This is a genomic window from Glycomyces sp. L485 (genome assembly GCF_022548875.1).
Classification (GTDB): Bacteria; Actinomycetota; Actinomycetes; order Mycobacteriales; family Micromonosporaceae; genus Glycomyces.
The window spans coordinates 66,499-91,475 of record NZ_JAKZEW010000011.1 but is presented as its reverse complement, the minus strand read 5'-3'; the positions used below and the strand labels follow the sequence as shown (position 1 = coordinate 91,475).

The 24,977-nt window shown below is 69.3% G+C and carries 20 protein-coding genes and 1 pseudogene; 9 read left to right on the top strand and 12 right to left on the bottom strand.

Annotated elements, in window-relative coordinates; genetic code table 11:
- Positions 1-19 precede the first annotated feature (19 nt).
- The 6 genes from L0U85_RS08365 to L0U85_RS08340 all read left to right on the top strand — a co-directional run bounded on the left by L0U85_RS08365 (position 20) and on the right by L0U85_RS08340 (position 5,022).
- Entirely contained in the window at positions 20-685 is a 666-nt protein-coding gene (locus L0U85_RS08365; protein ID WP_241377299.1) for a TetR/AcrR family transcriptional regulator, read from the top strand.
- 83 nt (positions 686-768) lie between these two features.
- On the top strand, positions 769-1,950 hold the full coding sequence (locus L0U85_RS08360; protein WP_347177392.1) for an FAD-dependent oxidoreductase: 1,182 nt from the start codon (positions 769-771) through the stop codon (positions 1,948-1,950).
- Complete coding sequence (locus L0U85_RS08355; RefSeq protein ID WP_241377297.1) at positions 1,947-2,204, top strand: (2Fe-2S)-binding protein; 258 nt, start codon at positions 1,947-1,949, stop codon at positions 2,202-2,204. The genes L0U85_RS08360 and L0U85_RS08355 overlap by 4 nt, the downstream gene beginning before the upstream one ends.
- A complete protein-coding gene (locus L0U85_RS08350; RefSeq protein ID WP_241377296.1) occupies positions 2,201-3,541 on the top strand; it encodes an FAD/NAD(P)-binding oxidoreductase in 1,341 nt (446 codons plus the stop codon). Before L0U85_RS08355 ends, L0U85_RS08350 begins: the two co-directional genes overlap by 4 nt.
- 72 nt (positions 3,542-3,613) lie before the next feature.
- Positions 3,614-4,063, top strand: coding sequence for a universal stress protein (locus tag L0U85_RS08345; RefSeq protein ID WP_347177388.1), 450 nt, complete (start codon positions 3,614-3,616; stop codon positions 4,061-4,063).
- A gap of 200 nt (positions 4,064-4,263) precedes the next feature.
- Complete coding sequence (locus tag L0U85_RS08340; RefSeq protein WP_241377294.1) at positions 4,264-5,022, top strand: glucose 1-dehydrogenase; 759 nt, start codon at positions 4,264-4,266, stop codon at positions 5,020-5,022.
- Positions 5,023-5,043: 21 nt separating this feature from the next.
- Here the strand turns inward: L0U85_RS08340 and L0U85_RS08335 are convergent, their stop codons facing one another.
- Both L0U85_RS08335 and L0U85_RS08330 read right to left on the bottom strand, forming a co-directional pair.
- A complete protein-coding gene (locus tag L0U85_RS08335) occupies positions 5,044-5,487 on the bottom strand; it encodes a universal stress protein (protein WP_241377293.1) in 444 nt (147 codons plus the stop codon).
- Positions 5,488-5,762: 275 nt separating this feature from the next.
- On the bottom strand, positions 5,763-6,170 hold the full coding sequence (locus L0U85_RS08330; RefSeq protein WP_241377292.1) for a universal stress protein: 408 nt from the start codon (positions 6,168-6,170) through the stop codon (positions 5,763-5,765).
- 253 nt (positions 6,171-6,423) lie between these two features.
- Here L0U85_RS08330 and L0U85_RS08325 point away from each other — a divergent pair, with 253 nt between their 5' ends.
- Complete coding sequence (locus tag L0U85_RS08325) at positions 6,424-6,942, top strand: winged helix-turn-helix domain-containing protein (RefSeq protein ID WP_241377291.1); 519 nt, start codon at positions 6,424-6,426, stop codon at positions 6,940-6,942.
- 698 nt (positions 6,943-7,640) lie between these two features.
- Complete coding sequence (locus L0U85_RS08320) at positions 7,641-9,017, top strand: ricin-type beta-trefoil lectin domain protein (protein WP_241377290.1); 1,377 nt, start codon at positions 7,641-7,643, stop codon at positions 9,015-9,017.
- Between the two features lie 256 nt (positions 9,018-9,273).
- Here L0U85_RS08320 and L0U85_RS08315 read toward each other — a convergent pair whose 3' ends face one another.
- The 10 genes from L0U85_RS08315 to L0U85_RS08270 form a co-directional block, all read right to left on the bottom strand.
- A complete protein-coding gene (locus tag L0U85_RS08315; RefSeq protein ID WP_241377289.1) occupies positions 9,274-10,734 on the bottom strand; it encodes an RICIN domain-containing protein in 1,461 nt (486 codons plus the stop codon).
- 496 nt (positions 10,735-11,230) lie between these two features.
- Positions 11,231-12,856: a glycerol-3-phosphate dehydrogenase/oxidase gene (locus tag L0U85_RS08310; protein ID WP_241377288.1), complete on the bottom strand. Its 1,626-nt coding sequence runs from the start codon at positions 12,854-12,856 to the stop codon at positions 11,231-11,233.
- A gap of 13 nt (positions 12,857-12,869) precedes the next feature.
- Positions 12,870-14,402 carry a glycerol kinase GlpK gene (gene glpK, locus L0U85_RS08305; RefSeq protein WP_347177391.1) on the bottom strand — a complete coding sequence of 511 codons (1,533 nt, stop codon included), beginning with the start codon at positions 14,400-14,402 and terminating at the stop codon, positions 12,870-12,872.
- 56 nt (positions 14,403-14,458) lie between these two features.
- Positions 14,459-15,244, bottom strand: a complete 786-nt coding sequence (locus L0U85_RS08300; RefSeq protein WP_241377286.1) for an MIP/aquaporin family protein — start codon at positions 15,242-15,244, stop codon at positions 14,459-14,461.
- 248 nt (positions 15,245-15,492) lie between these two features.
- Positions 15,493-16,257 carry an IclR family transcriptional regulator gene (locus L0U85_RS08295; protein WP_241377285.1) on the bottom strand — a complete coding sequence of 255 codons (765 nt, stop codon included), beginning with the start codon at positions 16,255-16,257 and terminating at the stop codon, positions 15,493-15,495.
- 241 nt (positions 16,258-16,498) lie between these two features.
- The gene (locus tag L0U85_RS08290; protein ID WP_241377284.1) at positions 16,499-17,737 is read right to left on the bottom strand and encodes a cellulose-binding domain-containing protein; all 1,239 of its coding nucleotides are present in this window, start codon (positions 17,735-17,737) and stop codon (positions 16,499-16,501) included.
- 139 nt (positions 17,738-17,876) lie between these two features.
- A complete protein-coding gene (locus tag L0U85_RS08285) occupies positions 17,877-18,611 on the bottom strand; it encodes a nitroreductase/quinone reductase family protein (RefSeq protein ID WP_241377283.1) in 735 nt (244 codons plus the stop codon).
- Between the two features lie 513 nt (positions 18,612-19,124).
- Positions 19,125-22,289 carry an error-prone DNA polymerase gene (locus L0U85_RS08280; RefSeq protein ID WP_241377282.1) on the bottom strand — a complete coding sequence of 1,055 codons (3,165 nt, stop codon included), beginning with the start codon at positions 22,287-22,289 and terminating at the stop codon, positions 19,125-19,127.
- The gene (locus tag L0U85_RS08275) at positions 22,282-23,619 is read right to left on the bottom strand and encodes a hypothetical protein (protein ID WP_241377281.1); all 1,338 of its coding nucleotides are present in this window, start codon (positions 23,617-23,619) and stop codon (positions 22,282-22,284) included. The genes L0U85_RS08280 and L0U85_RS08275 overlap by 8 nt, the downstream gene beginning before the upstream one ends.
- Complete coding sequence (locus L0U85_RS08270; RefSeq protein WP_241377280.1) at positions 23,616-24,320, bottom strand: hypothetical protein; 705 nt, start codon at positions 24,318-24,320, stop codon at positions 23,616-23,618. The genes L0U85_RS08275 and L0U85_RS08270 overlap by 4 nt, the downstream gene beginning before the upstream one ends.
- 400 nt (positions 24,321-24,720) lie before the next feature.
- On the opposite strand from L0U85_RS08270, the pseudogene L0U85_RS21230 reads away from it, so the two are divergent.
- Positions 24,721-24,929 (top strand): annotated as a pseudogene (locus tag L0U85_RS21230) (hypothetical protein); the annotation flags it as partial.
- Between the last annotated feature and the right edge of the window lie 48 nt (positions 24,930-24,977).

Here is a 24,977-nt window from a genome sequence, read left to right as displayed (position 1 = left end):
GTGGGACCGGGAGGTCAGCATGGTGGCAGCGGATTCGTCGATCCCTTCGGTGTGGGCGCGCCAGGAGCAGCGCCGGGAGCAGCCGGCGCTGAGCCGGGAGCGCATCGTGGCCGAGGCGGTGCGGCTGCTCGACGAGCAGGGCCTGGAATCGCTGAGTATGCGGATGCTCGGTCGGCGCCTTGACGCGGGCGCCACCTCGATGTATCGGCACATCGCGAGCAAGGACGAGCTGATCGAGCTGGTCGTCGACGAGGTGTACGCCGAGGTCGAGGTCCCCGGTCCGGCCGGGCCCGGCCAATGGCGGACCGGAGTCGCCGCGGCCGCGCGCAGCCTGCGCGAGATGGCACTGCGCCACCCGTGGGTGACGGGGATGCTCGGCCAGGCCGGACCGGCCTACCTGGGGCCCAATCTGTCGCGCACCTCCGAGGGGTTGCTCGACATCCTGAAGTCGGGCGGCTTCGACCGTGCTGAATGCGATCGGGCCATGAGCGCTGTGGTGGCCTATGTGGTCGGCACAGTCATGAGCGAGGCGGCCCGGCTGTCCCTGGTGGCCAGGAGCCGCAAGGCCGAGCGGGAGACGCAGGAGCACGACGATCCGGCCGGGTACCGAGAGGAGACCTTCCAGTACGGACTCGACCGGCTCCTCGACGGGCTCGCGTCCCGGTTGGCCGACGAGATTTCATAGCGCGCATATGCGCCCATCGCGTCTTTGCAGTCCCGCATCGGGGTAACCTCGCAGCATTCACTCCTTGAACGGAGGTGGGTGGGATCGAGTCGGCCGACGTCGTGGTGATCGGTGCCGGGATCATCGGCGCCGCCTGCGCCGAGGCGCTCAGCGCCGCCGGCGTGCGGGTCCTCGTCCTCGATCGCGCCGCTCCCGCCGGGGCGACCACCGCCTCCGGCGAGGGCAACGTCCTCCTCTCCGACAAGCAGCCCGGTCCCGAACTGGAGCTCGCCAAAGCATCCCGCCGCCGCTGGCCGCAGCTGCTCGACGAGGTGCGCGAACTCATCGGACCCGACCTGGCCGAGGTCGAATGGGATCCCAAGGGCGGCCTCGTCGTCGCCACCGGCGCCGACGAGATGGGGCCGCTCGCGGCTCTCACCGCCGCCCAGCGCGCCGCCGGAGTGGAGGTCGAGGATCTCGACGCCGGTCAGGCCCGCGAGATGGAACCGCATCTGACCGATCAACTCGCCGCCGTCGCGCACTACCCCGACGACGCGCAGGTTCAGCCCGTGCTGGCCACCGCAGCCCTGCTCGCGGCCGTGCGCGCCCGCGGAGGCGAGGTCCACGGCGGAGTCCGAGCCGACGGTCTCGTCACCGGCCGGTCGGGCGAGGTCGTCGGCGTGCGCACCGGCTCGGACGCGATCCCATGCGGCGCGGTCGTGAACGCCTGCGGCCCCTGGGCGGGGCACTTCAGCGAGACGATCGGCGCGCCGATCGACGTCCTCCCGAGGCGCGGCGTGGTCCTGGTGACCGCGCCGATGCCGCCGTTCGTGCGCCGCAAGGTCTACGCGGCCGACTACGTCGACGCCGTCGCCAGCGCGGAGGCCGACCTCCAAAGCTCCGCCGTGGTCGAGTCGACCAGGTCGGGCACGGTGCTCATCGGGTCGAGCCGCCAGCGCGTCGCCTTCGACGACGATCTCGACGTCGAGGTCCTGCGCGGCCTCGCGCGCGGCGCGATCCGCCTGTTCCCGGGGCTGGCCGCGGTGCCGGTGATGCGCGCCTACGGCGGATTCCGGCCGTACACGCCCGACCGTCTGCCGGTGATCGGAGCGGACGCGCGGGTGCCGGGGCTGTGGCACGCCACCGGGCACGAGGGCGCCGGGGTCGGGCTGGCCGCGGCGACAGGGCTGCTGCTCGCCGACCTGTACACCGGGAGGGAGCCGGTCGTCGACCCCGGACCGTTCCGGGTCGACCGTCCGGAAGTGGCGTTGGAGGCGGGATCATGAGAGTGCGGGTGGACGGCGAGGAGTTCGTCGCGGAGCCGGGCGAGACCGTGGCGGCGGTCCTGCGGGGTTCTGGCCGTGACGCGTGGCGCACCACCAGGATCGAGGGCCGCCCTCGCGGCCTGTTCTGCGGGATCGGGGTCTGCTTCGACTGCCTCGTGGTGGTCAACGGCGTCCGAGACGTGCGGGCCTGCCTCCGGCTGGTCGCCGATGGCGACGACATCCGGTCGCAGGGCTGGGAGGAGGTGCCGTCATGAGGCGTGTGGTCGTGGTGGGTGCGGGTCCGGCCGGGAGGGCCGCGGCCGCGGCTACGGCCGCTCACGGCGTGGAGGTCGTGCTCGTCGACTCGGCCCCGAAGCTCGGCGGCCAGTACGACCGGCAGGACACCCGCGAGAGCGGCGACCGGTTCGCATTGCCTTCGGGGGTCGAATACCTCCCCGATTCGGTGGTGTGGGCGGTCGAGCCGGCCCCGGGCGGGCACCGCGTGCACGTGCGGACCGGACCGGCAGACAGTCCTGAAAGGGCCGGGAGGGCTCTCGAGACGCGGGCGCTGGTGCTCGCCACGGGCGCGTACGACCGGTCACTGCCGTTCCCCGGCTGGGACCTGCCGGGCGTGTACACCGCCGGTGCAGCTCAGGCGCTTGCGAAGAGCCAGGGCATTGCGGTGGGTGACCGGGTGATCGTGGCCGGGACCGGCCCGTTCCTGCTGCCGGTGGCCACAGTGCTGTGCTCGGTCGGGGCGCGGGTGGTGGCGATCCTGGAGGCGAACGACCCGGTGACCGGGTGGATGAAGCGCCCCGGAGGGGCCGTTGCCGGGTGGGGCAAGTTCGGTGAGCTGGCGCGGTACTCGGTGCTGCTCGGGCACCATCACGTGCCGATGGTCCGGCGCAGCGCCGTCATCGCCGCGAACGGCACCGACCGCCTCGAAGCGGTGATCGCCTCGCGCCTCGACCACGACTGGAACCCGGTGGCGCACACCGAGCGGCGCTTCGAGGTCGACGCTGTCGCGATCGGTTTCGGATTCACTCCGCAGCTCGAACTGGCGGTGGCGGCCCGCTGCGACATCGAAGGCGGCTTCGTGGCCGTCAACGCCGCGCAGGCGACTTCGGTGCCCGGCGTGTTCGCCGCCGGGGAGATCACCGGGATAGGCGGCGCCGAACTGGCCACGCACGAGGGAACGATCGCGGGCACCGCCGCCGCGAAGCTGCTCGGGGCGCGGGTCAGAGTGCCGTTTCGGGCGATGCGGCACGTCAGGTCCGGGCGCCGATTCGCCGCCGCTCTGCAGTCCGCTTATCCGGTCCGACCGGGATGGAAGGGCTGGCTTCGCGACGACACGCTGGTGTGCCGGTGCGAGGAGGTGCCCTACGGCGAGTTGCGCCGCGCAGTGGGCGGGCTCGACATCGGCGGGGTCCGTTCGCTCAAGCTGGCGACACGGGCCGGGCTCGGGCTGTGCCAGGGCCGTGTCTGCGGCCGCAACGTCGCCGAACTGGCGGGTCTGGCCGACGCCGCAGACGGCTTCTCCCGCCGTCCCGTGGCCGCGCCGGTGCGGCTCGGCGAGCTCGCCGAGGACACACCCGTGGAGTCGGAGCGATAGCGATGCTCAGCCGCGGTGACGATCCCAATGAGACTGTTCGGGATTCCGCGCGGCAGCCAGCGTGGAAGGGACATGGACATGCCCTACGAGAATCATGGACGGGGCCGCATCGTAGTCGGTGTCGACGGCTCCACATCGTCCGTTCGAGCACTCCGGTGGGCCTTGAGGCAGGCCGAATTGACCGGGGCGGTGGTAGAGGCGGTCTACGTCTGGGACTTGACGACCAGTTTCGGGATGTCGATGACGGTATCTCCTACGGAGAACCTCGCTCTCGCGGCTGAGGAGGTGCTCGCCCAAGCCATCGTCCGCGCGGCCGATGGCGGGCCCATCGTCCCGATGGAGCACAGAGTGGAACAGGGCAAACCTGCCGCTGTGCTGATCGAAGAGGCGAAACGGGCCGATCTGCTGGTCCTCGGGGGCCGAGGACTCGGAGGCTTCGCCGGGGCGTTGTTGGGTTCGGTCAGCCAGCACTGCGTCCAACATGCAGCCTGCCCTGTGGTGGTGGTCCGTACCGACGTCTGAGCACCTCGATCCGACCGCGAGCCACGAGCAGGAACCTGAGGGACGAAGGCGAGGCGTCGGCAGTGCATCAAGAGACTGCTTTGCTCGGCGGCCATCGCGAGAACCAAGGCCGACCTTTCACCTCGATTCGACGATTATGCGGTTGCGGAGCCGCGGCGAGTGCCAGCCTGAGAATCAAGCGCTCAACTGAAAGGCGGCACATGGACGACAACAGGCTTGAAGGCAGGGTCGCGCTGGTGACCGGCGCGGCCAGCGGCATAGGCAGAGCCGTCGGGGCGCGCCTGGCCGCGGAAGGCGCGGCGGTCGTGCTGACGGATGTACAGGACGGTCCCGGCGAAGCGGCCGCCGATGAGCTGCGGAGTCAAGGAGCCCGTGTGGCGTTCCAGCACCTCGACGTGACCGACGAAACCGCATGGCAGGCCGCGGTCGATCGCGCCACGGGCGAATTCGGGCGCCTCGACATCCTGGTGAACAACGCCGGCATTGGCGACCTCCTCACGATCGAGGACACGACCAGGGAGGATTACGAGCGCACGATCGCGGTCGACCAGACCGGCGTCTTCCTGGGGATGAAGTTCGCCGCCCCGGCCCTCAAGGGCTCGGGGCACGGGTCGGTGGTCAACATCAGCTCGATCTTCGGCGCCTCGGGCGGGTTCGGGACCTCGCCGGCGTATCACTCCGCCAAAGGCGCGGTGCGGATTCTGACAAAGAACGCGGCGCTCCACTGGGCGCAGAAGGGTGTTCGGGTCAACTCGGTGCATCCCGGTTTCATCGACACGCCGATGCTGGAGGCTGCGAAAGGAACCGAGTTCGAGTCGGGAATGGTCGCGCTCACTCCCATGGGGCGCCTCGGTCGCCCCGAAGAGGTCGCGGCCTGCGTCGCCTTTCTGTCCAGCGACGACGCGTCGTTCATGACCGGTTCGGAGTTGTACGTCGACGGCGGATTCCTGGCCCGATAGGCCCGCTCGGCAGTCCGAACGCTATTCCCCGGCCTTGACCACCACGACGGGGCAACGGGAATGGTGGACGCAGTGCTGGGCGACCGATCCGAGCAGGGCGCCCACGAAGCCTCCGTGGCCGCGACTGCCCAGCACCAGCAGGTCCGCACCCTCGGCCTGGTCGATGAGGACCTTGGCGGGGTGCCCTTCGGTGATGCTGAACGTCACCTCCGGCAGCCCTCGGCCGGCCTCGACCTCTTCGACGATCCCGGCGAGCTTCTCATGGGCCTCGTCGGCGAGCTCCCTGCCGGGGTACAGCGGCACCTTCGTCCCCCAGTTGGTCGGCGACGACCAGGCGTGGAGCGCGTGCACCTTCGCGCCTGTGAGCTCGGCCTGGTCCAGGGCCCACCGCAAGGCCCGGACCGACGACGGTGAGCCGTCGACGCCCACCAGAATGCGCTCTCGGCGGCTATCTTCGCGTGGCATACAGGCGCTCCTTCGCGGCGTGTTCGGTCTCAGTCGTATCGTGCATGGTCCGGGTGGACGAAAGGTCTCGAAACCGCGATCTCGGTCCGAGCAGGGCTTGGGAGGCGATCTTCCCGCCGGAGTCACCGACGACGCTTCGTCCCGAGCCGACGGCAGACCACGGCACGCCCTTCGGAGCCGATCTGGTGCCCCGGCTCCGCCCGCGTCCTGTCGAGTACCTCCAATCCGCACGGACTCAGGAGATCGGGATGCCTCGGAGGCAATGCGGCGACCGATCACTCACCACGGAACACCACAACAGGGCACGCGGCGTGGGTTACGCAGTGGAGGCTGACCGAGCCGAGCAAGGTGCCCACCAGACCACCGTGTCCGCGACTGCCGACCACAAGCAGATCAGCACCGTCGGAATGCTCGACCAGTACTTTCGGGGGGTAGCCCATCTCCGAGACCCGTTCCACCGTGATGTCCGTTCGATTGCCGAGTACCCGGTCGACCGATTCGTTCAGCGCACGTTCCGCCCCGGCCTCGAAGTCCTCACCTGGAAGGGCCGCGATCGACGCCCCGTACGAGGTGGGTAGCTGCCAAGCGTGGACCGCCTCGATCTTCGCCACGGTCCTACCGGCGTATCGCAACGCCCATCGCAACGCGTTCTTCGACGAGTCCGAGCCGTCGATGCCGACCACGACACGTTCTTGCTTCTCCATAGTCGGACCTCACCTTCCATTCTCGTTGGGCTGCTCCCAGTCTCCCGTGATTCGATCAGTGAAGGCGTCGAACGCGAAATCTCCGCCGGTCTCGGAAGGCCGCGCGTTGCGAAGCGGGTACTTCAGGACGAACGCCGGTCACTCCCTGCGTCGGGGCGGGGATGAAGCCCTATGATTGAGCATTTCCAATCAATTGAGTAATATCAATCACTCAAATCGCTACCATGAGGTCGTGGCAGAGAAGAGCGACGACCGGCGGCCGGCCACCGATGCTGAGGCGAAGGCGCTGGCCTCGGCCGTGAGGCTGCGGATCCTGCGACTGTGCCTCGACGAGCCGCTCACGAACAAGGAGATCGCCGAGCGGCTCGGGGCGAACCCGGCCACGGTGCTCCATCACGTGCGCAAGCTGGTGGCGACGGGATTTCTGGAGGCCCAGGAGGAGCGCCTCGGAGCGCGGGGGTCCCGAGAGATCCCCTACCTCGCCACCCGAAAGTCCTGGAAGCTGCGGATGGGCGACGAGCACAGGTCGGGGGTGGCGAGCGCGAAGCTGGAGGTCCTCCTGGACGAGGTCGGGCAGGTTCGCGACCCCGGAGCGGTGGTCAGCGCCCGGCTGGGCCTGCGCCTCAACGACGAGCAGCTGCGGGAACTCGACCGGCGATTCAAGGAGTTCCTCAACGACCTGGAACGGCAGGAGCCGGGCCCGGGAGCGAAGCCGTACTCGCTTTTCCTCGCCATCCACCCGGACAGCTGACGTGAATGAGCGAGGGTTCAACTCGCACCGGTGCCGCTGTGGATCCGGCCCTCGGAACCGAGTAGCCGGTTGCGTACCGTCCGGCGAGGTCGGGGCCGACGCTCGGTGCCGGGTGGCCGCGCGGCGTCGTCCCCGCCCGACGGAATCGGACAGTTGTGTCTCGCGGCTTCGCCTCGGAGCTCTGTGAGGGCGATCGCTGGTTGGCGCTGCCGGTGTAGGTCCATTGGGAGATGCGGGCGCTGATTCGCAGTCGAGTATCACTAGAGTTATAAATTTATATTAATGTCCATTTATAACGTTCGATTCCTCGCCGCAACCCCTTGCCTCAGGTCGCGCCCACGAATACGCTTTGAGCCAAATCAATACACTTACAACCTTCGATTCTATGGGTGGCGCTGTGACTGTGATTCATACGAAATGCGAAGGCCCTCGCACCACTGCCCGCGGAGACATGCCGGCGCGCCCCGCCGACGGGCATCGGCCCGCCCGCACCGCGCTGCGTGTCCGATCGCGAGCCCTTCGCGGCTCCATGCGGAAGCGCTCTACCTGGCTGTAGCGCCACTGTGCGACGAGATCGATCCGATTCGGCCGCACACAGCAAGTTCAATGCAAAAGTCCACACACGTCACGGCGGCGAAGATTTCGCTCCCATGGCGGACACCCACGTACCGTCCTCGGAAACAGAGAGGCATGACTCCATGAGACATCAGTCCATAGGGCGCACGGGGTCGGCGGACGCCGATCTCGGCCGGTCCGCTCCCGGCATGCGGCGCCGGCTGGCGCGATTGGGCGCAGCCGTGCTCGCACCCGTCGTCGCGGCGGTAGCGGCGATGATCGCGATCCAACCGGCCTCGGCCCAGGAGAACCCGTACGAGAAGGGTCCGGACCCGACGGTCGACAGCGTTGCGGCCCAACGGGGCACGTTCGAGACCGCGCAGGTGGTCGTGCCGTCCGGAAACGGCTTCAACGGCGGGGTGATCTACTACCCGACCGACACGAGCCAGGGCGCCTTCGCCGCCGTCGCGGCCGTGCCCGGCTACACCGCCAGCTGGGCCGACGAGGGGGCCTGGATGGGGCCCTGGCTCGCCTCGTTCGGGTTCGTGGTGATCGGCATCGACACCAACAGCCCCGACGACTGGGACGACGCCCGCGGCCGGCAGCTGCTGGCGGCCCTGGACTACCTGACGCAGCAGAGCCAGGTGCGCGACCGGGTCGACCCGGACCGCCTCGGCGTGATCGGCCACTCCATGGGCGGTGGCGGGGCCATCTGGGCCGCCGAGCACCGGCCCTCGCTCAAAGCCGCCGTGCCCTATGCGCCGGCCTCGTTCTCCCAGGACTTGTCGAACGTGACCGTCCCGACCATGATCATCGGCGCGATGAACGACGGCACCATCACCCCCTCGGACCTGGACCAGCTGTACGCCTCCAAGCCCGCCGACACCGAGGGCGCCTACCTTCAGCTCTCCGACGGCGGCCACGGTTTCCCGACTTGGGGCAACTCGCAGGTCACGCGGCGCACGATCCCCTGGCTGAAGACCTGGCTGGACAACGACACCCGGTACACGCAGTTCTTGTGCGACTCGCTCGCCGACTGGTCCGGCGTCGCGAGCTACACCGCCACCTGCCCGTTCGAGCCCGGCGGCCCGGGCGACCCGAGCGACCCGCCGACGGATCCGACCGATCCGCCGTCCGGCGACGAAGTCGCGATCGTGGGAGCGGCCTCCGGCCGGTGCCTCGACGTGCCGACGCAGGCCAACGGCACCCAGCCGCAGCTGTGGGACTGCTCGGGCGGGGCGAACCAGTCGTGGACCCACACCGACGCCAGTGAGTTGCGAATCCACGGTGACAAATGCCTCGACGCCGAGGGGTACGGCTCCACTGACGGCACCAACGTCATCATCTGGGACTGCCACGGCGGGGACAACCAGCGCTGGAACGTCAACGCCGACGGCACGATCACCAGCGCCATGTCAGGCATATGCCTCGACGCCGACTCCCGCGGCACCGCCAACGGCACTCCGATCATCCTCTGGTCCTGCAACGGCGGATCCAACCAACGCTGGAACCTCGAATAGGGCCCGTTGCTCCGACACAATCGTCAGGTCCGGCCGAGACGTCGCCTCTTCCGACGCCTCGGCCGGTCACTCGGTGGCGTTGAAGAGGGCCGTCATCAGGAAACGCCTCGCCGAAGCCGTCATCGTGGTGCCGTCAAGGGCTGGAACAGCCGGCGAGGCCGAGAAGGGATACCCGAGGGGCCGGACCTTGCGGCCCGGCCCCTCAATCGAAGTCGGCGATCCCCCGGCGGAAGTCACGCCGACGGGCGTTGTCAGATCAGGCGCCGAGCCAGGACTGCGGTCCGGCGTACTCGCCCAGGAGCGAGGGCACCTCGGATGCCGGGTGCAGCGTGTAGTCGTAGAAGTCGCTCGGGTCGAAGGCCGACCCGTTGGTCTCCTGACGCCCGGAGCACGAGACGCAGATGCTTCCGCTCTCGCGCAGCTGAGCAGCCGAGGACTCCACGTAGTAAGGGTTTCTCACGTTCTCGAAGTACGAGTTCTCCAAGACCATGCGGGTAGCGCCGCGCGAGTAGTTCCCGTAGCCGCTGACATCCTGCAGATGGTTGTTGTACAGGTGGGCGTAGGCGACGTTGTCGGTGCTCGGGTTGCGAGAGTTCGTGTCGCGGATCCAATTGTGGTGGATGGTCATCCGCGTGATGACGTTGTCGGTCCAGCCGATGCCGAAGGCCTTGTTGCCCTCCTCGATGACATTCCACGAGACGGTCAGATTCGTGGTGTCCTTGCGGGAGTCGATGAGGCCGTCGTTCATGCGCGTGATCCGGTTGTGGTCGATCCACACGTTGCTAGCGCCGTCCATTTGGATGCCGTCGTAGTCGAACTCCTTGTCGTCCGGATCGTCTTCGGTCATCTGCGTGTCGCGGATGGTCAGGTTGCGGATGATGACGTTGCCGGTTCCCTCCCGCAGAATGAACCCGCCGCCGACGATCTCGCCGCCGGTCCCCACGCCGATGACGGTCTTGTCCGAGGAGACGGTCATTTCGGTCCCCTTGGGGCTGACGTTGATCGCGCCGTCGACCCGGATCACGTACGGCTCGGAGTCGGAGAGGTACCGTTCCAGATCGGCCTGGTTGGAGACGGTGACCGTCTGGCCGCCTTGGCCTCCGGTGGTCCCGGCGGCGAAGCCCTCGAGGCCGTCGACGCCGTCCGGCAACCCGTCGCCGCCATCGACGGGTACGAGCCGCCACTGTTGGTTGACGCCGCCGTTGGGGGTGTACTGGGAGATGCGGGCGCCGTGGTCGGTGGACTTGCCCCACAGGTCGAGGGCTTTGCCGGAGAATCGGTTGACGAACGTGTAGAAGTCCCCGCTCTGTTCCACCTCCCATTGCTGGTTGGTGCCGTTGCGGTCGTCGTACTGGGCGATGATGGCCCCGTTGTCAGGATTCCACCCCCACACGTCCAGGACCTGATCGGAGTGGCGCGCCTGGATCCGGTAATAGCCGCCGCCGGCGTCGATGAACCGGAACTGCTGGTGTTCACCGCCGGTGAGGCCCCATTGGGTGAGTTCGGTGCCGCGCTCGGTCGATCCGCCGGGGATGTCCCAGACCAGGCCGGAGTAGCGTGATTCGACGAAGTACCAGGTATCGGTCTGGACCGCGGCGTTGGCGCCGGGGATGGCGAAGAGGGCGACCGTGGCGGCCAGCGCCGCGCCAATCGCGGCGGCCAGGGCCGCGAACAGCTTGCGGCGCGGGCTGCGCCGGAGGTTTGTCGGTGATGTCATATGTGCTCCACGTCGGGCTGCGCGGGACACGACGCGTCGTATGAGGACGGCCGTGCCCGCTGAATGCGGAGTCCGCGAGATGCCGGGGAAGACCGTGATGGCCTGTTCACAGACTCCTATATATGTATAGGTATCGATCAGTCGCGAATTCTACTAGACGGGGTCCTTCGAGGCCTGATCCCCCGGCGCGATGCCCTCGCGAAGGAGCACGGAGTACGCATTCCCTGCCTTCCGCCTGGCCGAGTGAACCGAAGCCGCCTGCTCAGCAATGAGAAGTAGGCCCTGGGGCACCGGAGCCCTTGTTCTGTGCGCCTAGCCGTTCCCTACCAGAACCCCTCGCCCCGGACCCAAGGCGCCGAGGGCGCCTGGCGCCTGGCGCCTGGCGCCTGGAACAGGAAAAACTCGCGCACCGCCGAAAGGGCCCCGATGAACCGTCGAGTCATGTGGACCGCCCGACAATGGCCGGGCTGCGAGCACCTGGACCTCCACGTCGTCCTCATCTGCCGTCGAGCAGTCTCTGGACCCTGGCTCGGACGTCGGGCGTGTCAAGGCCGCGGATGGTGAGCGTGGTGCGGCGGCGCAGGACGTCGTCGGCGGTCTCGGCCCACTCGTGGTCGCGAGCGTAAGCGACCTGCGCCCAGATCTCGGGGGCGTCCGGGTGGATCCGCTCGGCCAGCTCGGGGTGCTCCCCCGCCAGCCGCGCGATGTCGAACGAGAGCGAGCCGTAGTGCGTCGCCAGGTGCTTCGCGGTGTCCTCTCCGAGGTGTGGGTCGGGCCCGCCGCCGTCGCCGAGCAGCCGGTGCTCGACGGCGTGCGGGTTCGCGACGCCCGGCAGCGGCAGCCTCTTCGGCAGCTCGGACAGCGGTTCCATGCGGCGGGCCAGCGAGTGGCCGGGCACTGCTGCGAGCTTGCTCATCACGGTCCGTCCGATGTGGCGGAAGGTGGTCCATTTGCCGCCGGCCACCGACAGCATCCCGCCCTTGCCCTCGGTCACGACGGTCTCGCGTTTGGCCTTCGATGTGGCGCCGGGACCGCCGGGCAGGACCCGGAGCCCGGCGAACGAGTAGGCGATCAGCTCGCGCTTCAGCTGCTCGCCTCGCACAGACAGGCTCGCCTCGTCGAGGATCTGCGCGGTGTCGGCCTCGGTCACCGCGACGTCGCCCGGGTCGCCGGTGTACTCCTCGTCGGTGGTGCCGAGCAGCAGCATGTCCTCCCACGGCAGGGCGAAAGTGATGCGGTACTTGTCGATCGGCGTCGCCAGCGCGGCGCGCCAGTGCGCGGTGCGCTTGAGGACCAGGTGCGCGCCCTTCGAGAGGCGGATCGACGGGGTGGCGCCGGGTTCCTCCATGCGCCGCAGGTGGTCGACCCACGGACCGGTCGCGTTGAGCACCACGCGCGCGTCGACGCCGAACTCGGTGCCGTCGACGCGGTCGCGCAGGTCGGCGCCGGACACGCGGCCTTCGGTGAACCGCAGGCCGGTGACCTCGGCGTGGTTGAGGACGGTCGCCCCGGACTGGGCGGCTGCGCGGACGGTCATGAGGGCCATGCGGGCGTCGTTCATCTGGCTGTCGCCGTAGACGGCGACGGCTTTGAGTCCCTCGGTGCGCAGTTCGGGCACGTCGGCTTGAGCTTTGGTGGGGCCGAGCAGGTGCCCGACGCCGTCGCCGAAGCCTGACAGCGCCGAGTAGGCGAAGACGCCGGCGCCGAGCTTGACGGCCCCGTGCGGGCCTCCCTTGTAGACGGGAAGGTAGAAGGTGAGCGGATTGGCAAGGTGCGGTGCGACCGCACGGGTGACCGCGCGGCGCTCGAAGTGGTTCTCGGCCACGAGTTTGACCGCGCCGGTCTGGAGGTAGCGCAGGCCGCCGTGGAGGAGCTTGGAGGAGGCCGAGGAGGTGGCGCCGGCGAAGTCGCCGGCGTCGACCAGGGCCACCCGCAGCCCCGACTGTGCGGCGTGCCAGGCGGTGGAGATGCCCAGGATGCCGCCGCCGATCACGAGCAGGTCGTAGGTCGCATTCGACAACTGCTCGCGGATTTCGGCACGACTCGGGTTCAGGTAGGTGAACGCGGGTGAGCCGTCGGTCGGGTGCGTCCCGAGACCGGGGACGCGCTGCAGGGTGGTCATGGTCGTGGCTCCTCTATTCTTCGATCCAGCCCATGGTCCGCTCGACGGCCTTGAGCCAGTGGTGGTATTCGCTCTCGCGCAGCTCCGGGTCCATGGCCGGCGTCCACTCGGCGGCGCGCCTCCAGTTGGCGCGCAGGTCCTCGGTGCTGTCCCAGAAGCCGACGGCGAGGCCGGCGGCGTAGGCGGCGCCGAGGCAGGTGGTCTCGGCGACCATCGGGCGCACGACCGGGGCGTCGAGGACGTCGGCGAGGAACTGCATGAGGAGGTTGTTCGAGGTCATGCCTCCGTCGACCTTGAGCGCGGAGAGCTCGACGCCGGAGTCCTTGGTCATCGCGTCGGTGATCTCCCGGGTCTGCCAGGCGGTGGCCTCCAGGACGGCGCGGGCGATGTGCGCCTTGGTGACGTACCGAGTCAGGCCGGCGATGACGCCGCGCGCGTCGCTTCGCCAGTAGGGGGCGAACAGGCCGGAGAACGCCGGCACGAAGTAGGCGCCGCCGTTGTCCTCCACGCTGGAGGCCAGCGTCTCGATCTCGGCGGCGGTGCTGATGAGCCCCATCTGGTCGCGCATCCACTGCACGAGCGAGCCGGTGACGGCGATCGAGCCTTCGAGCGCGTAGATCGGCTCGTCCTCGCCGATGCGGTAGCCGACGGTGGTGACCAGGCCCGATTCGGAGTGGATCGGCTCGGCGCCGGTGTTCATGAGCATGAACGTGCCGGTGCCGTACGTGGACTTGGCCTCGCCGACCCCGAAGCAGGTCTGTCCGAACAGGGCGGCCTGCTGGTCGCCGAGGGCCGACGCGACCGGGACGCCGCCGAGCAGGCCGCCGAGGGCTCCGCCCTTGACCTCGCCGTAGACCTCGGAGGAGGAGCGGATCTCGGGGAGCACCTGCATCGGCACGCCGATCGCGGCGGCGATCTCCTCGTTCCACTTCAGGTCGGAAAGGTTCATCATCAGGGTGCGGGAGGCGTTGGTGACGTCGGTGACGTGGACGCCGTCCCCGACACCGCCGGTGAGGTTCCAGATGACCCAGGAGTCCATGGTGCCGAACAGGAGCTCGCCGGCCTCGGCCCGCTCGCGCAGGCCCTCGACGTTGTCGAGCAGCCAGGCGATCTTGGGCCCGGCGAAGTAGGCGGCCAGCGGCAGGCCGGTCTCGCGGCGGAACCGGTCCTGGCCGACGTCGCCGCCGAGTTCCTTGCACAGGGTGTCGGTTCGGGTGTCCTGCCAGACGATGGCGTTGTGGACCGGCTCGCCGGTGCGTTTGTCCCACAGCATGGTGGTCTCGCGCTGGTTGGTGATGCCGATGGAGAGGATGTCTTCTTTGGAGACCTTGGCCTTGACCATCGCCCCGGCCACGACCTCCTGGACGTTGGCCCAGATCTCCGCGGCGTCGTGCTCGACCCAGCCGGGCTTGGGGAAGATCTGCGCGTGCTCCTTCTGGTCGACGGCGACGATGCGTCCGTCGCGGTCGAAGATGATGCAGCGGCTAGAGGTGGTGCCCTGGTCGATGGCCGCGATGAACGGGCCTGCGGTGTGTGCGTCGGTCATGTTGCGCTCCTGAACGTCGTTGTCGAGGCGGTCGGTTTCGATCTTGGTCTCATGGCTCATCCGAAAGCAACGTTATAGAGGCCGCCGGCGATGGCGGCGCCGATGAGCGGACCGACGATGGGGACCCAGGCGTAGCCCCAGTCCGAGCCGCCCTTGCCTTTGAGCGGCAGGAGTGCGTGGACGATGCGGGGGCCGAGGTCGCGGGCGGGGTTGATGGCGTATCCGGTGGGGCCGCCGAGGGAGAGCCCGATGCCGACGACGACGAGGGCGGTGATGAGGACGCCGAGAGTGCCCAGCCCGTTGCCGTTGTCGTTGAGGCCCTGGGTGAGGATGGCGATGACCAGGACGAACGTCGCGATGATCTCGGTGGCCAGGTTCTGCAGCGACGCCCGGATCTCGGGGCCGGTGGAGAAGATGCCGAGGACCGGGCCCGCCTTCTGGGCCGCTGCCTCAGCGGTGGCCTGCGCGCCGGGACCGGAGTGGAGTTCGAGTTCGGCCATGTGCGCCTGGAACTGGCCGTAGTAGACGAGGTAGACGAGGAAGGCGCCGAGCATCGCGCCGATGAGTTCGGAGGCGAGGTAGACCGGGACATCGGACCAGGGGACACCGCCTTCGACGGCGAGGCCGACGGTCACCGCGGGGTTGAGGTGGGCGCCGGAGACGCCTGCGGCGATGTAGGCGCCGGTGAGGACGCCAAGGCCCCACCCGAAGGTGATGGCGACCCACCCGGCGTTCTGCGCCTTGGATTTCTTGAGGGTGACGGCGGCGCAGACGCCGCCGCCGAGCAAGATCAGCACGGCGGTGCCGAGGACCTCGCCGATGATGATGTCGGAAGTGGACACCCGTGACTCCTTTGTCAGTGGTCGAGGTGAGGTTCGGGGGGATACGTCCCGGGCCCTCGCCCTCTGTGGAAGGGCTTTTGTCGGCCCACAGGCCAGTCGAACGCTCTAATCCGATTAGCGTTCGGCAATGTCGACCAACGTACGAGAGTAGCTACTGCGACGTCAAGCAGAATGTGACTAACAGCACATGACAAATCGGACTGCATTGAACTCGCCTGCAACACAAGCATGTTCAGCAACAAGGGAAACTAGAAGGGGCCCGATCCCAGGTCCCTGGAGACCGACCGAGCGCAGTCCCGCACGGCCGCGACGAGCTCGGCTCGCAGCTCGCCGTCGCGGCACACCCGCTCAACCGCGCCGGTGATGCCGACCGCGCCGACGGCCAGCCGGTGTCGGTCGAAGACGGGCGCCGACACCGCGGCCACGCCTTCCCACGTCTCCTCGACGTCTGTCGCGTAGCCGCGCTCGCGGGTCCGGTCGATCGCGACCTCGACGTCGTCGAGCTCGGTCGCCGTCCTGGCGGTGAACGGCTCGCGCTTGGCCTCGACGAGCTCGCTGTGCGCCACCGGGTCGTAGGCCGCGAGGACCTTGCCCAGCGCGGTCGAGTGCAGCGGCTGCATGGCCCCGACCTCCAGGACCTGGCGGCTGTCGTCGGGCCGGAAGACATGGTGGACGATGAGGACGCCCTGCTGGTGGAGCACGCCGAGGTAGACCGCCTCGCCGCTGGAGCGGGCCAGGTCGTCGGTCCAGACCAGGGCGCGGGCCCGCAGCTCGTGGACGTCGAGGTAGGTGGTGCCCAGGCGCAGCAGTTCGGCGCCGAGCTGGTAGCGGCCCGAGGCGGCGTCCTGTTCGACGAAGCCCTCGTGCTGGAGGGTGCGCAGGATGCCGTGGGCGGTGGCCTTTGCGAGGCCGAGCGCGGAGGCGATGTCGGAGAGGCCGAGCCGTCGCTCGCCCCCGGCGAGCAGCCGCAGCATCGCGGCCGCGCGCTCCAGCGACTGGATGTGCTTCGGCATCGCAGCCCCTCCGTTTCAAGAATCATCCGCGTTCGACAATGCTAAACACTATCGGCTGTTACCGACCAGGGTTCCACGGGACTGAGTCCGTCCGGGCCGACGGCAGCGGATCGCCGCCCGGGCAGGCGGCACCGCTACAGGAGATCATCCGCCGCCACCCGGTCCCGCACGGCCCCTCCACTCTGGTGGCGAGCGACAGGGCCCCGACCGAAGTCGAGGCCCTGGAGACGGGTGCGGCGGATCAGAGTTCGTAGCGGCTCTTCAGATGGCGCCACCAGTCGCGGAGCATCCAGTAGTCGAACTCGGTGATCGTGCTCGACGAGCCGGCGTTCATGATGAAGCAGCACTGGCCGGTCGGCGTCCAGTCGTAGAAGTCATCGAGCCCGAAGGTGTGCCCCAGCTCGTGCAGGTAGATGGTGACCTGGGCGGAGTGCAGCGAGTCCACGAAGTACTCCTGGCCCATGCGCTGGCCCCAGTCACCGCCGGCGCCGCCGCCCATGCCCTCGGTCAGCCACAGGCTCTGGTCGTAGTGGTGGTCGTAGCCGCCAGGGCAGTTCGGGTAGTTCCCGTCCTGGTGGAAGAAGCGGCCGCAGTCCTCAGCGCATTGCGGAGCGTCCTCGCGGATGTCGCCGATGTATACGTCGAGCGAGTCGTCGCTCCACTGGAGGAGGTTCCGGTCGTAGGCGGCCCAGCCCACGACGTCGACCTCGATCCGGTCGAACGGCCAATCGTTCCAGCCGGCCATCTGGTCGAACCACAGGTCGTACTGCTCTTGGAGCTTGGCCTCGATATCGTCGCGCAGAGAGGCCGAGGCAGTGTTCCGCGAGTCCCACCGCACGCAGTAGTTGATCGTGCCGCCTGTGGCCATGACCTGGTCCCAGCCGAAGTTGCGGAAGTCCGACGGGTAGGTGTCCTCGACGTGGGCCCAGACCTCGTCCAGCGGCTGTTCGAGGTGCGAGGGCGGGTTCCACTCGTTCTGGCCGCCGCCCCCTTCATCGGGATCGGTGGGCTCCTCGGAGGGGACGTCGGTCGGCGGGTCGGTCGGGACGGGTTCGGTCTCGCCTGTGCATTCGGCGCCGTTGAGCGCGAACGAGCCCGGAGCGGTGTTACCGGAGGACTCGTCGAAGGTGCCGGTGAAGCCGAAGCTGGTCGCTCCGTTGCTCGCGAGCCGGCCGTTGTAGCCGGCGTCGACGGCGCTGACGCGCACCCCGGACTGCTCTGCGGTGGCGTTCCAGGCGTTCGTGACGCGCTGACCGCCCGGGAAGTCCCACTCGAGCTCCCAGCCATCGAGCGGATCGCCGAGGTTGGTGATGGCGACGTCGGCGTTGAAGCCGCCGGACCACTCGGCCGTCACCTGGTAGTCGACTTCGCATCCGGCCTCGTCGGCCGATGCGGCGGTCATGCCGACCGCGACCCCGCCGACGGCGATGGCCGCCGCCGACGCGGCCGCGATCAGGCCGCGACGCCTCGTTCGTCTCATGGGGAGTGCCGGTCCCATTGTCCGTCCTCTCGAAAGTGAGCGGCCACATTAATATTGGCCACTATCGATAATTGGGATCAGGGTAAACCGCTCGAACCTCAGACACAATACCCAGAACGTGACGGGACAGACACGCGAGTCACGGCTGCGGCGGCCCCGTCGGCGGGAATGGGATCTCGGCCAGAATCGGTATGAGCGACTCCTCCTCGTATTCGAGGTGCACGGTGAGTTCGGCGCTCAACCTGTCGAGTTCGGAGGCGAAGACGGCGGGATCGGCCGAGCCGATGTCGGCGAGGAGCACGGCCAGCTCGCCCTGGATGCGGGCCACCACGCGGTGCTCCTCGCGGAGCCGGTCGACGGTCTCGCCCAGATGCGGGTGCTGCGATTCGAGCGCGGGGAACATATGGTCCTCGCTGGTGTGGTGGAACTCCAAGAACTGGCAGAACGCCAGGCAGTGCTGCCGCAGTTGCAGGCCGAGTCCGGGCTTCGGGGCCGCGCCGATCCCGTCATGCGCGGCGGCGAGGTGGGCGTCGGCCTCCGCTCGCACGTGCCGCAGCTGCGAGCGCAGCCAGGCGTGGATCTCCATGAGCTTGTCGGCGAAGTTCTCGACCTCGGCCGGAACCTCCCCCGCTTCGGGTTCGGATCGGTCGAGGGCCACCGTGGTGCCGTCGGGGACGGCGACGGCGCTGAAGGCGTCGTCGCCGATCACGACGCTCACCATCGGGCGAGCGAGGATGTCGTGGTACCAGTCCGGTTCGGCCGCAGCGTCGATGACGGTTCGACCGCCCGCGGTGATGAAGGCGAGAGCGACGGTGCGCTCCTCACCGGTGTCGGGATCGGTGGTGGTCAGTTGCAGGATGTCGGAAGTTTGCATGTGGTGCTGTGGTTCTCCGTGACGTAAGGGAATCCGCCGGTTCGGCGGCGTTCGACAGGTGCGCGCCGGGCGCGCGAGCGGCCGTCCCGGACGAGCGAATCGTCCGTTGAGGAGGGCGGGTGTGGAGCCGTCGCCGGGCAGCGCGGAGCGGTGCCGAGAACGGGAGACGGTGCGCGAACGCGCTTACGTCAAGCGGAGAGTGTGGAGTGGAACCTCATGACACGACCCTTCGATGAATGGTGCTCGCCCGGCTGCCGACCTGTCTCGAGTCTCTTGGTCGGCGCCACGTGGCACGGTGTTCATTGAAGCATCCGAAGCCGAACGCCCGCAACCGCGGTCCCGGATCGGCCGCTCAGAATACGAGCACGAGCGGCGCTGAGATAGATCTCGGGCTGGCTCGCCGCCGCGCTCATCGCGGTATCACGATGCCCGACAGGGACGTGGCCGGCCCGAAGAACTCCGCGCCCGTGAGTTTCGAAGTCCACGACGAACGCCTCGGTGTCGGGGCCGCACTCAGCGGAAGTCGCGGGAGCCGACCGTCGGGGTCTCCAGGTCAAGGGTGGTGAGCTTGTCTGCGATGAGGTTCGGCATGGTGGCCCCTTGTGCGTCGGCGGCGTGCTCGACCGTGCCCCTGACGCGCATGGCCTTCGCACCGGCGGCGACCGACCGCCAACGGGCCCAGAGCCCTTGCGAGCAGATCACGTTGCCGATCCCGGTCTCGTCCTCCAGACTCAGGAAGGTCACCCCTCGCGCGGTCGGGGGCCGCTGGCGGTGGGTCACGACCCCGGCGATCTCGACGCGGGTGCCGTTCTCGATGCCTGGGAGCCGGTCGACGGGGACGACGCCTTCGGCGGTGAGGACCTCGCGCACCAGCTCGATCGGGTGGGTCTCGGTGGACAGGCCCAACCCCGCGTAGTCGGCGCGGGCCAGCTCGGTCCTACTCATGCCCGGCAGGACCGGCGCCTCGGCGGCCGGACCGGTGCCGGGGATCATGTCGGGGTGCTCGCGCACCATCCCGGCCCTCCACAGCGCCCTGCGGCGGTCCGGTTCGAGGCCGTCGAGGACGCCGGCCAGCGCGAGCGTCTCCAACTGGCCCTTGCCGAGCCTGGCCCGCCGGGCCAGGTCGGGCAGGTCGCGGTAGGGCCCGTCCTCGCGCGCGGCGACGATGCGTTCGACGGCGTCGCCGCCGAGGCCCTTGACGTTGTCGAAGCCAAGCCGGATCGTCGCGGTCCCGCGGACCGGGAACGGTGGCGCCGGGTCGGGCTCGATCAGGGACGCCACCGGCGCGCTGGCGTTGACTTCGGGCGCCAGGACGGTGATGCCGTGGCGTTTCGCGTCGGCGATGAGGCTGGCCGGCGAGTAGAAGCCCATCGGCTGGCTGGCCAGCAGAGCGGCGTAGAACGCGGCCGGGTAGTGGCATTTGAGCCAGGCCGAGGAGTACACCAGGTGGGCGAAGCTGGCGGCGTGGGACTCGGGGAATCCGAAATCGGCGAAGCTCTTGAGCTGCTCATAGATCTTGTCGGCGTCGTCGCCGGTGACCTCCCTCTCCGCCATGCCCTTGTAGAGGCGTTCGCGCAGCCGCTCCATGCGCTCGGCCGACCGCTTGGCGCCCATGGCACGGCGCAGCTGGTCGGCCTCGCCGCCGTCGAATCCGGCGGCGTCGATGGCGATGCGCATCAACTGCTCCTGGAACAGCGGCACGCCGTAGGTGTGCCCCAGCGCGCGGTGGAGGATCTCGGGGACCTCGTGCTTCCAGGGCTCGCCGTGGCGGCGACGCAGGTAGGGGTGGACGGCGCCGCCTTGGATCGGGCCGGGCCGGATGAGGGCGACCTCGGCGACCAGGTCCTTGAACTCCCTGGGGTGCAGCCGGGGCAGGGTCGACATCTGGGCGCGCGACTCGACTTGGAACACGCCGACGGTGTCGGCGCGGCACAGCATGTCGTAGACCTCCTTGTCGTCGGGCGGCAGTTCCGCGATGTCGACTTCGGTGCCGTGGACGTCGGCGACGAGGTCGACCATCCGGTGGAGGGCTTCGAGCATGCCGAGGCCGAGCAGGTCGAACTTCACCAGGCCGGCGTCGGCGCAGGCCTCCTTGTCCCATTGGACGACGGTGCGGTCGGCCATGCGCGCCGGTTCGACGGGGACGATCTCCGAGACCGGCTGGTCGGTGAGCACCATTCCGCCGGGGTGGATGCCCAGGTGCTGGGGCAGGTCGGCGAGTTCTCCGGCGAGGTCCTGGACCTCGGCGGGGATGTCCTCGGTCTCGTCGGGGTCGAGCCCGCGCCAGTGGTGCAGCCGCTTCGACCAGGCGGTGGCCTGGTCGTGGCCGTGTCCGAGGGCTTTCGCGGCGTCGCGCACCGCGCTGCGGGGCCGGTAGGTGACGACGTTGGCCACCAGCGCGGCCCTCTGGCGGGTGTACTTCTCGTAGACGTACTGGATGACCTCTTCGCGGCGGCCGGATTCGATGTCGATGTCGATGTCGGGCGGCCCGTCGCGCTCGGCTGAGAGGAACCGCTCGAACAGCAGGCCGAAGTCGACCGGATCCACATTGGTGATGCCGAGGGCGTAGCAGACGGCGCTGTTGGCGGCCGATCCCCTGCCTTGGCAGAGGATGTCGTGGTCTCTGCAGAAGTGGACGATGTCGGCGACGATGAGGAAGTACCCGGCGAAGCCCAGGTCGCGGATGACGCGCAGCTCCTTCTCCAGTTGCCGCCAGGCGCCGGGCACCCGCTCCGCGCCCCTGGGGCCGTAGCGGACCTGTGCGCCTTCGATGATCTGCTTCGCCAGGTACGAGAAGTCGTCGTAGCCGCGGGGGTTGGGGAAGCGGGGCAGGCGCGGGTCGAGCAGTTTGAGGTCGAAGGCGATCTCCTCGGCGATCAGGCCGGCGTTCTCGACCGCCTCGGGGTGGTCCTCGAAGCGCAGCCTCATCTCTTCGAAGCCGCGCAGGTGCGCGGATGCGGCGGCGGGCAGCCAGGAGTCGATCTGGTCGAGCGGGCGCCCCGAGCGGGTGGCGGCCAGCGCGGCGGCGACCTTGGCTCGCCGCGGGGACGCGTAGTGGACGTTGTTGGTGGCGACGATCGGGACGCGGCAGCGCCCGGCGACCGCGGCGAGGGCGTCGATCCTTTCGGTGTCGCCGGGCAGGTCGTGGCAGGTGAGTTCGACGGCGACGTTGTCGCGGCCGAACCATTCGGTCATTTCACGCAGTCTCCGTTCGGCGGCTTCGACGCCGCCGGTGTCGAGTGCGGTGTTGAGGGCGCCTTTGCGGCAGCCGGTGAGGACCATCCAATGCCCTCCGGCGTGGTCGGCGAGCTTCTTGATCTCGTAGCGGGGCAGGTCCTTCTCGTTCGTCTCGAGTTTCGCCTCGGTGATGGCCCGCGACAGCCGCCGGTATCCGACCGGGTTGCGGGCCAGCACCACCAGGTGCTCTCCGGCGGGGTCGGGTTGGCCGCGCCGGGGTTTGGCCATGCCGAGGTTCAGTTCGGCGCCGAAGACGGTCGGGAGGGCGAATTCGGCTGCGGCGGTGGCGAGTTCGGAGACGCCGTAGAGGCCGTCGTGGTCGGTGACGGCCAGGCCGGTCAGGCCGAGTCGGGCGGCTTCGGCGGCCAGGGCGGCCGGGGAGTCGGCGCCGTCGGCGAAGGAGTAGTGGGAGTGGCAGTGCAGCTCGGCGTACTCAGTCATACCAGCCGGCCACCTTCCATCGCCGGTCTTCGAGGTAGAGGAGGGCGGCGCGGCCGTCGGCGAGTTCGACCTGGAGTCTGGCGTAGCGGCGGGCGGCGTCGTCGTTCCACCAGCGTTCGGTCACGGGCCAGGGCCCGGCCCAGGCGATGACGGGGATTCGCTCGCCGCCCAGCGAGACCAGGGCCGGGGTGTGGGACATGGTGCCTCGCGCGGCGACCGAGACGGGCGTGCCGTCGACGGCGAGCACTTCGGCGTCTTCGCCGGTGCCTGTGACGGCGGGCGGCGGGTCGGGCAGGGTGCCGGGCCAGGGGCCGGTTCGGCGAGCCGCGGCCTCGCCGCCCCAGGTGTCGAGGTCGCAGCGTTCGGGCAGGTCGCGTCCGTCGGTCTCGACGGCGATGCGGACGTTGTCGGGTCCGAGCAGGCCTCCGGCGTGGCGGAGCGCGGCTTCGGCGCGGACGGTGGCGGCGTCCTTGAAGTCCCACAGGCCGCGGCCGGCTTCGAGGAGGCCGAGGAGGCCGCCGGGGGTGAGTTCGATGGCGGCGATGGCGTCGGTGCCGCCCCCTGTGAGCCAGCCTTCGAGCTGCCAGCGGACGCGGCGGGCGAGTTCGGTTGAGGGGGCGGCGGGGTCGAGCTGCCAGGTGCGCTCGCGGGCGAGGCCGCGGACGGTGTGGGCGGTGACGGTGACGCGGGTGCAGGTGAGGTTGCGTCCGCCGAGGGTCTCCAGGAGCCGTTCGGCGAGGGGGCGGGCGGCGAAGGCGGCCTGCTCGACGGTCTCGTAGGGGTCGTCGGCGTCGACGCGGACGGTCAGTTCGGGTTCGGCCTGTCGGATGGCGAGCGGGCGGGTGAGTTCCCCGGAGGCGAGCGCCTGAGCTTGGCGTGCCCGGGCTCCGAAGCGTTCGGCCACGGCCGCGCCGGGGAGGTCGCAGAAGGCACCGAGGGTGCCGATGCCCAGGTGGCGCAGGGTCTCACAGGTTTCGGTGTCGACCAGGCCGGTCGTCTGGAGGCCGGCGATGTCGAAGGGGGCGAGGAAGGCGGCGTCGCCGCCGGGCGGGACGATGCGGCCCGTGCGGGCGGCGAGGAGGGCGGCGAAGAGTCCGTCGGCGACACCGGTGAGGCAGTCGTGGTCGACCAGGCCGGCGACGGTGTCGATGAGCCGTTCGCAGAAGTCGGCCTCGTCGCCGATGCGCCTTCGCAGCGGCATGGCGACGCAGCCGGGTTCGAGGACCTCGATGTGGGGCGTGACGAGGTCGAGGGCGTCCAGGACGGGCTCGAAGGCGGCGGCGTCCTCGGCCTCCCAGTCCGGCAGCCATGCCACGGCGGTGCGCGTCATGGCCGGCCTCCGCGCAGGTCGATGACGTTGTCGGGCGTCTGGCCGCCGTAGGGCCAGATGCGGGCGCGGTGGTCGCCGCCGGTGCGCCAGCGGGCGGCCACGTCGAGTTCGCAGGCGTCGAGGCGGCCTGCGCCGTAGCGGCGTCCGGCGTTCTCCCGCAGGCCCTTCCAGCGGGCGCGGGCGACTTCGAGGCGGGCGTCGGCTCCTGGGACGGGCCGGGTCTCCCACCAGACGAGCGAGGTGCCGCCTTTGCGGGCGCGGGCGGTCAGGCGCCGGGTCTGCTGCATACCGAATGCCTCGCTGGGGACGACGAGGACGGCGACGCCGCCGACGAGGGCGCCCGCGGCGTCGGCGATGCGCGGCCCGTCGGCCTCGATGAGGGCGAGTCGTTCGAGGTCGACGCCGGCGGCGCGGGCGGCCAGGGGGTAGCGGTGGGGCAGTCCGACGACGGCGCACCAGACCCCGGCCTGGGTGGGTCCGGCGAGGAGGCGCCACAGCAGCGAGGTGGCCCCCACCCGCGAAGCCATGAGCGTGGTCACGGTGGCGAGGCCGCCGTAGGGCAGGAGCGCGGAAATGTCGGGGGTGACGGGAAGGATGTGGCGCGAGGCCTTCAAGGGCACGCGGACAGCGGGCTTGAGCTCGCCGGCGAGCCGCAGTCCGAGCTCTGCGGCCAGCTCGGCCGGGACACCGTTCACCACCACTACCCCCGTAATATGTCGAACGCGTGTATGGGTTCAACATACCGAACTGGGGCGACAGTACAAGATCAAACAAGTGTTTGATATATCTCGCAGAGTCTCCCCCGCGATTCACAGGCGGTGATGTTCGCGCTCAATCCGGGATGCACCGGCACTGACGCCGATGAAAGCGACTATGAGGTTGAATGTGACGATAATCCGGCGCACGAATGCCCGCGCCAAATCACGTCCCGCAGGCATAAGATTGAAAACTTTCACTGCAATATTGACAATTCGAGAAGATTTCCGTCATCCTGTTTCCTACATCGTGCGGCCCGAGTCCTCTCCCGCCGAAGAACGACAGCCGGAGGCCGATCCTTGCTCGGCACCGAATGCGAGTCAGCCGGTGCCGAACCCGAGCTTCATCGTCGCCGATGAGCCGGTGGCCGGTCTGGACGCGTCGGTACGCGGGGAGATCCTCGCGCTGCGGCTGCGGGACGAAATGAATCCGGAGGCGTCGGTCATCGATATGGCTCTGCGTGGACCATCGCCGACCGGATCGCGATCATCTACCTCGGCCGAATCGTCGCGCGGGGCCCGGTCGAGCAGGTCCTGACCGATCCCCGACACCCGAGCGGGTTCCGGCGGAGGCCCCGCGCATCGGGGGTGCGGGTGCTCGAC

Excerpts from the sequence above, each read along its gene's own strand:
- glpK (WP_347177391.1), bottom strand. The coding sequence starts at position 14,402 with ATGACCGACGCACACACCGCAGGCCCGTTCATCGCGGCCATCGACCAG.
- L0U85_RS08320 (WP_241377290.1), top strand. The coding sequence starts at position 7,641 with ATGAGACATCAGTCCATAGGGCGCACGGGGTCGGCGGACGCCGATCTC.
- L0U85_RS08355 (WP_241377297.1), top strand. The coding sequence starts at position 1,947 with ATGAGAGTGCGGGTGGACGGCGAGGAGTTCGTCGCGGAGCCGGGCGAG.
- L0U85_RS08335 (WP_241377293.1), bottom strand. The coding sequence starts at position 5,487 with ATGCCACGCGAAGATAGCCGCCGAGAGCGCATTCTGGTGGGCGTCGAC.
- L0U85_RS08290 (WP_241377284.1), bottom strand. The coding sequence starts at position 17,737 with ATGAGACGAACGAGGCGTCGCGGCCTGATCGCGGCCGCGTCGGCGGCG.
- L0U85_RS08365 (WP_241377299.1), top strand. The coding sequence starts at position 20 with ATGGTGGCAGCGGATTCGTCGATCCCTTCGGTGTGGGCGCGCCAGGAG.
- L0U85_RS08345 (WP_347177388.1), top strand. The coding sequence starts at position 3,614 with ATGGACATGCCCTACGAGAATCATGGACGGGGCCGCATCGTAGTCGGT.
- L0U85_RS08280 (WP_241377282.1), bottom strand. The coding sequence starts at position 22,289 with ATGACTGAGTACGCCGAGCTGCACTGCCACTCCCACTACTCCTTCGCC.
- L0U85_RS08275 (WP_241377281.1), bottom strand. The coding sequence starts at position 23,619 with ATGACGCGCACCGCCGTGGCATGGCTGCCGGACTGGGAGGCCGAGGAC.
- L0U85_RS08350 (WP_241377296.1), top strand. The coding sequence starts at position 2,201 with ATGAGGCGTGTGGTCGTGGTGGGTGCGGGTCCGGCCGGGAGGGCCGCG.
- L0U85_RS08310 (WP_241377288.1), bottom strand. The coding sequence starts at position 12,856 with ATGACCACCCTGCAGCGCGTCCCCGGTCTCGGGACGCACCCGACCGAC.
- L0U85_RS08315 (WP_241377289.1), bottom strand. The coding sequence starts at position 10,734 with ATGACATCACCGACAAACCTCCGGCGCAGCCCGCGCCGCAAGCTGTTC.
- L0U85_RS08285 (WP_241377283.1), bottom strand. The coding sequence starts at position 18,611 with ATGCAAACTTCCGACATCCTGCAACTGACCACCACCGATCCCGACACC.
- L0U85_RS08340 (WP_241377294.1), top strand. The coding sequence starts at position 4,264 with ATGGACGACAACAGGCTTGAAGGCAGGGTCGCGCTGGTGACCGGCGCG.
- L0U85_RS08295 (WP_241377285.1), bottom strand. The coding sequence starts at position 16,257 with ATGCCGAAGCACATCCAGTCGCTGGAGCGCGCGGCCGCGATGCTGCGG.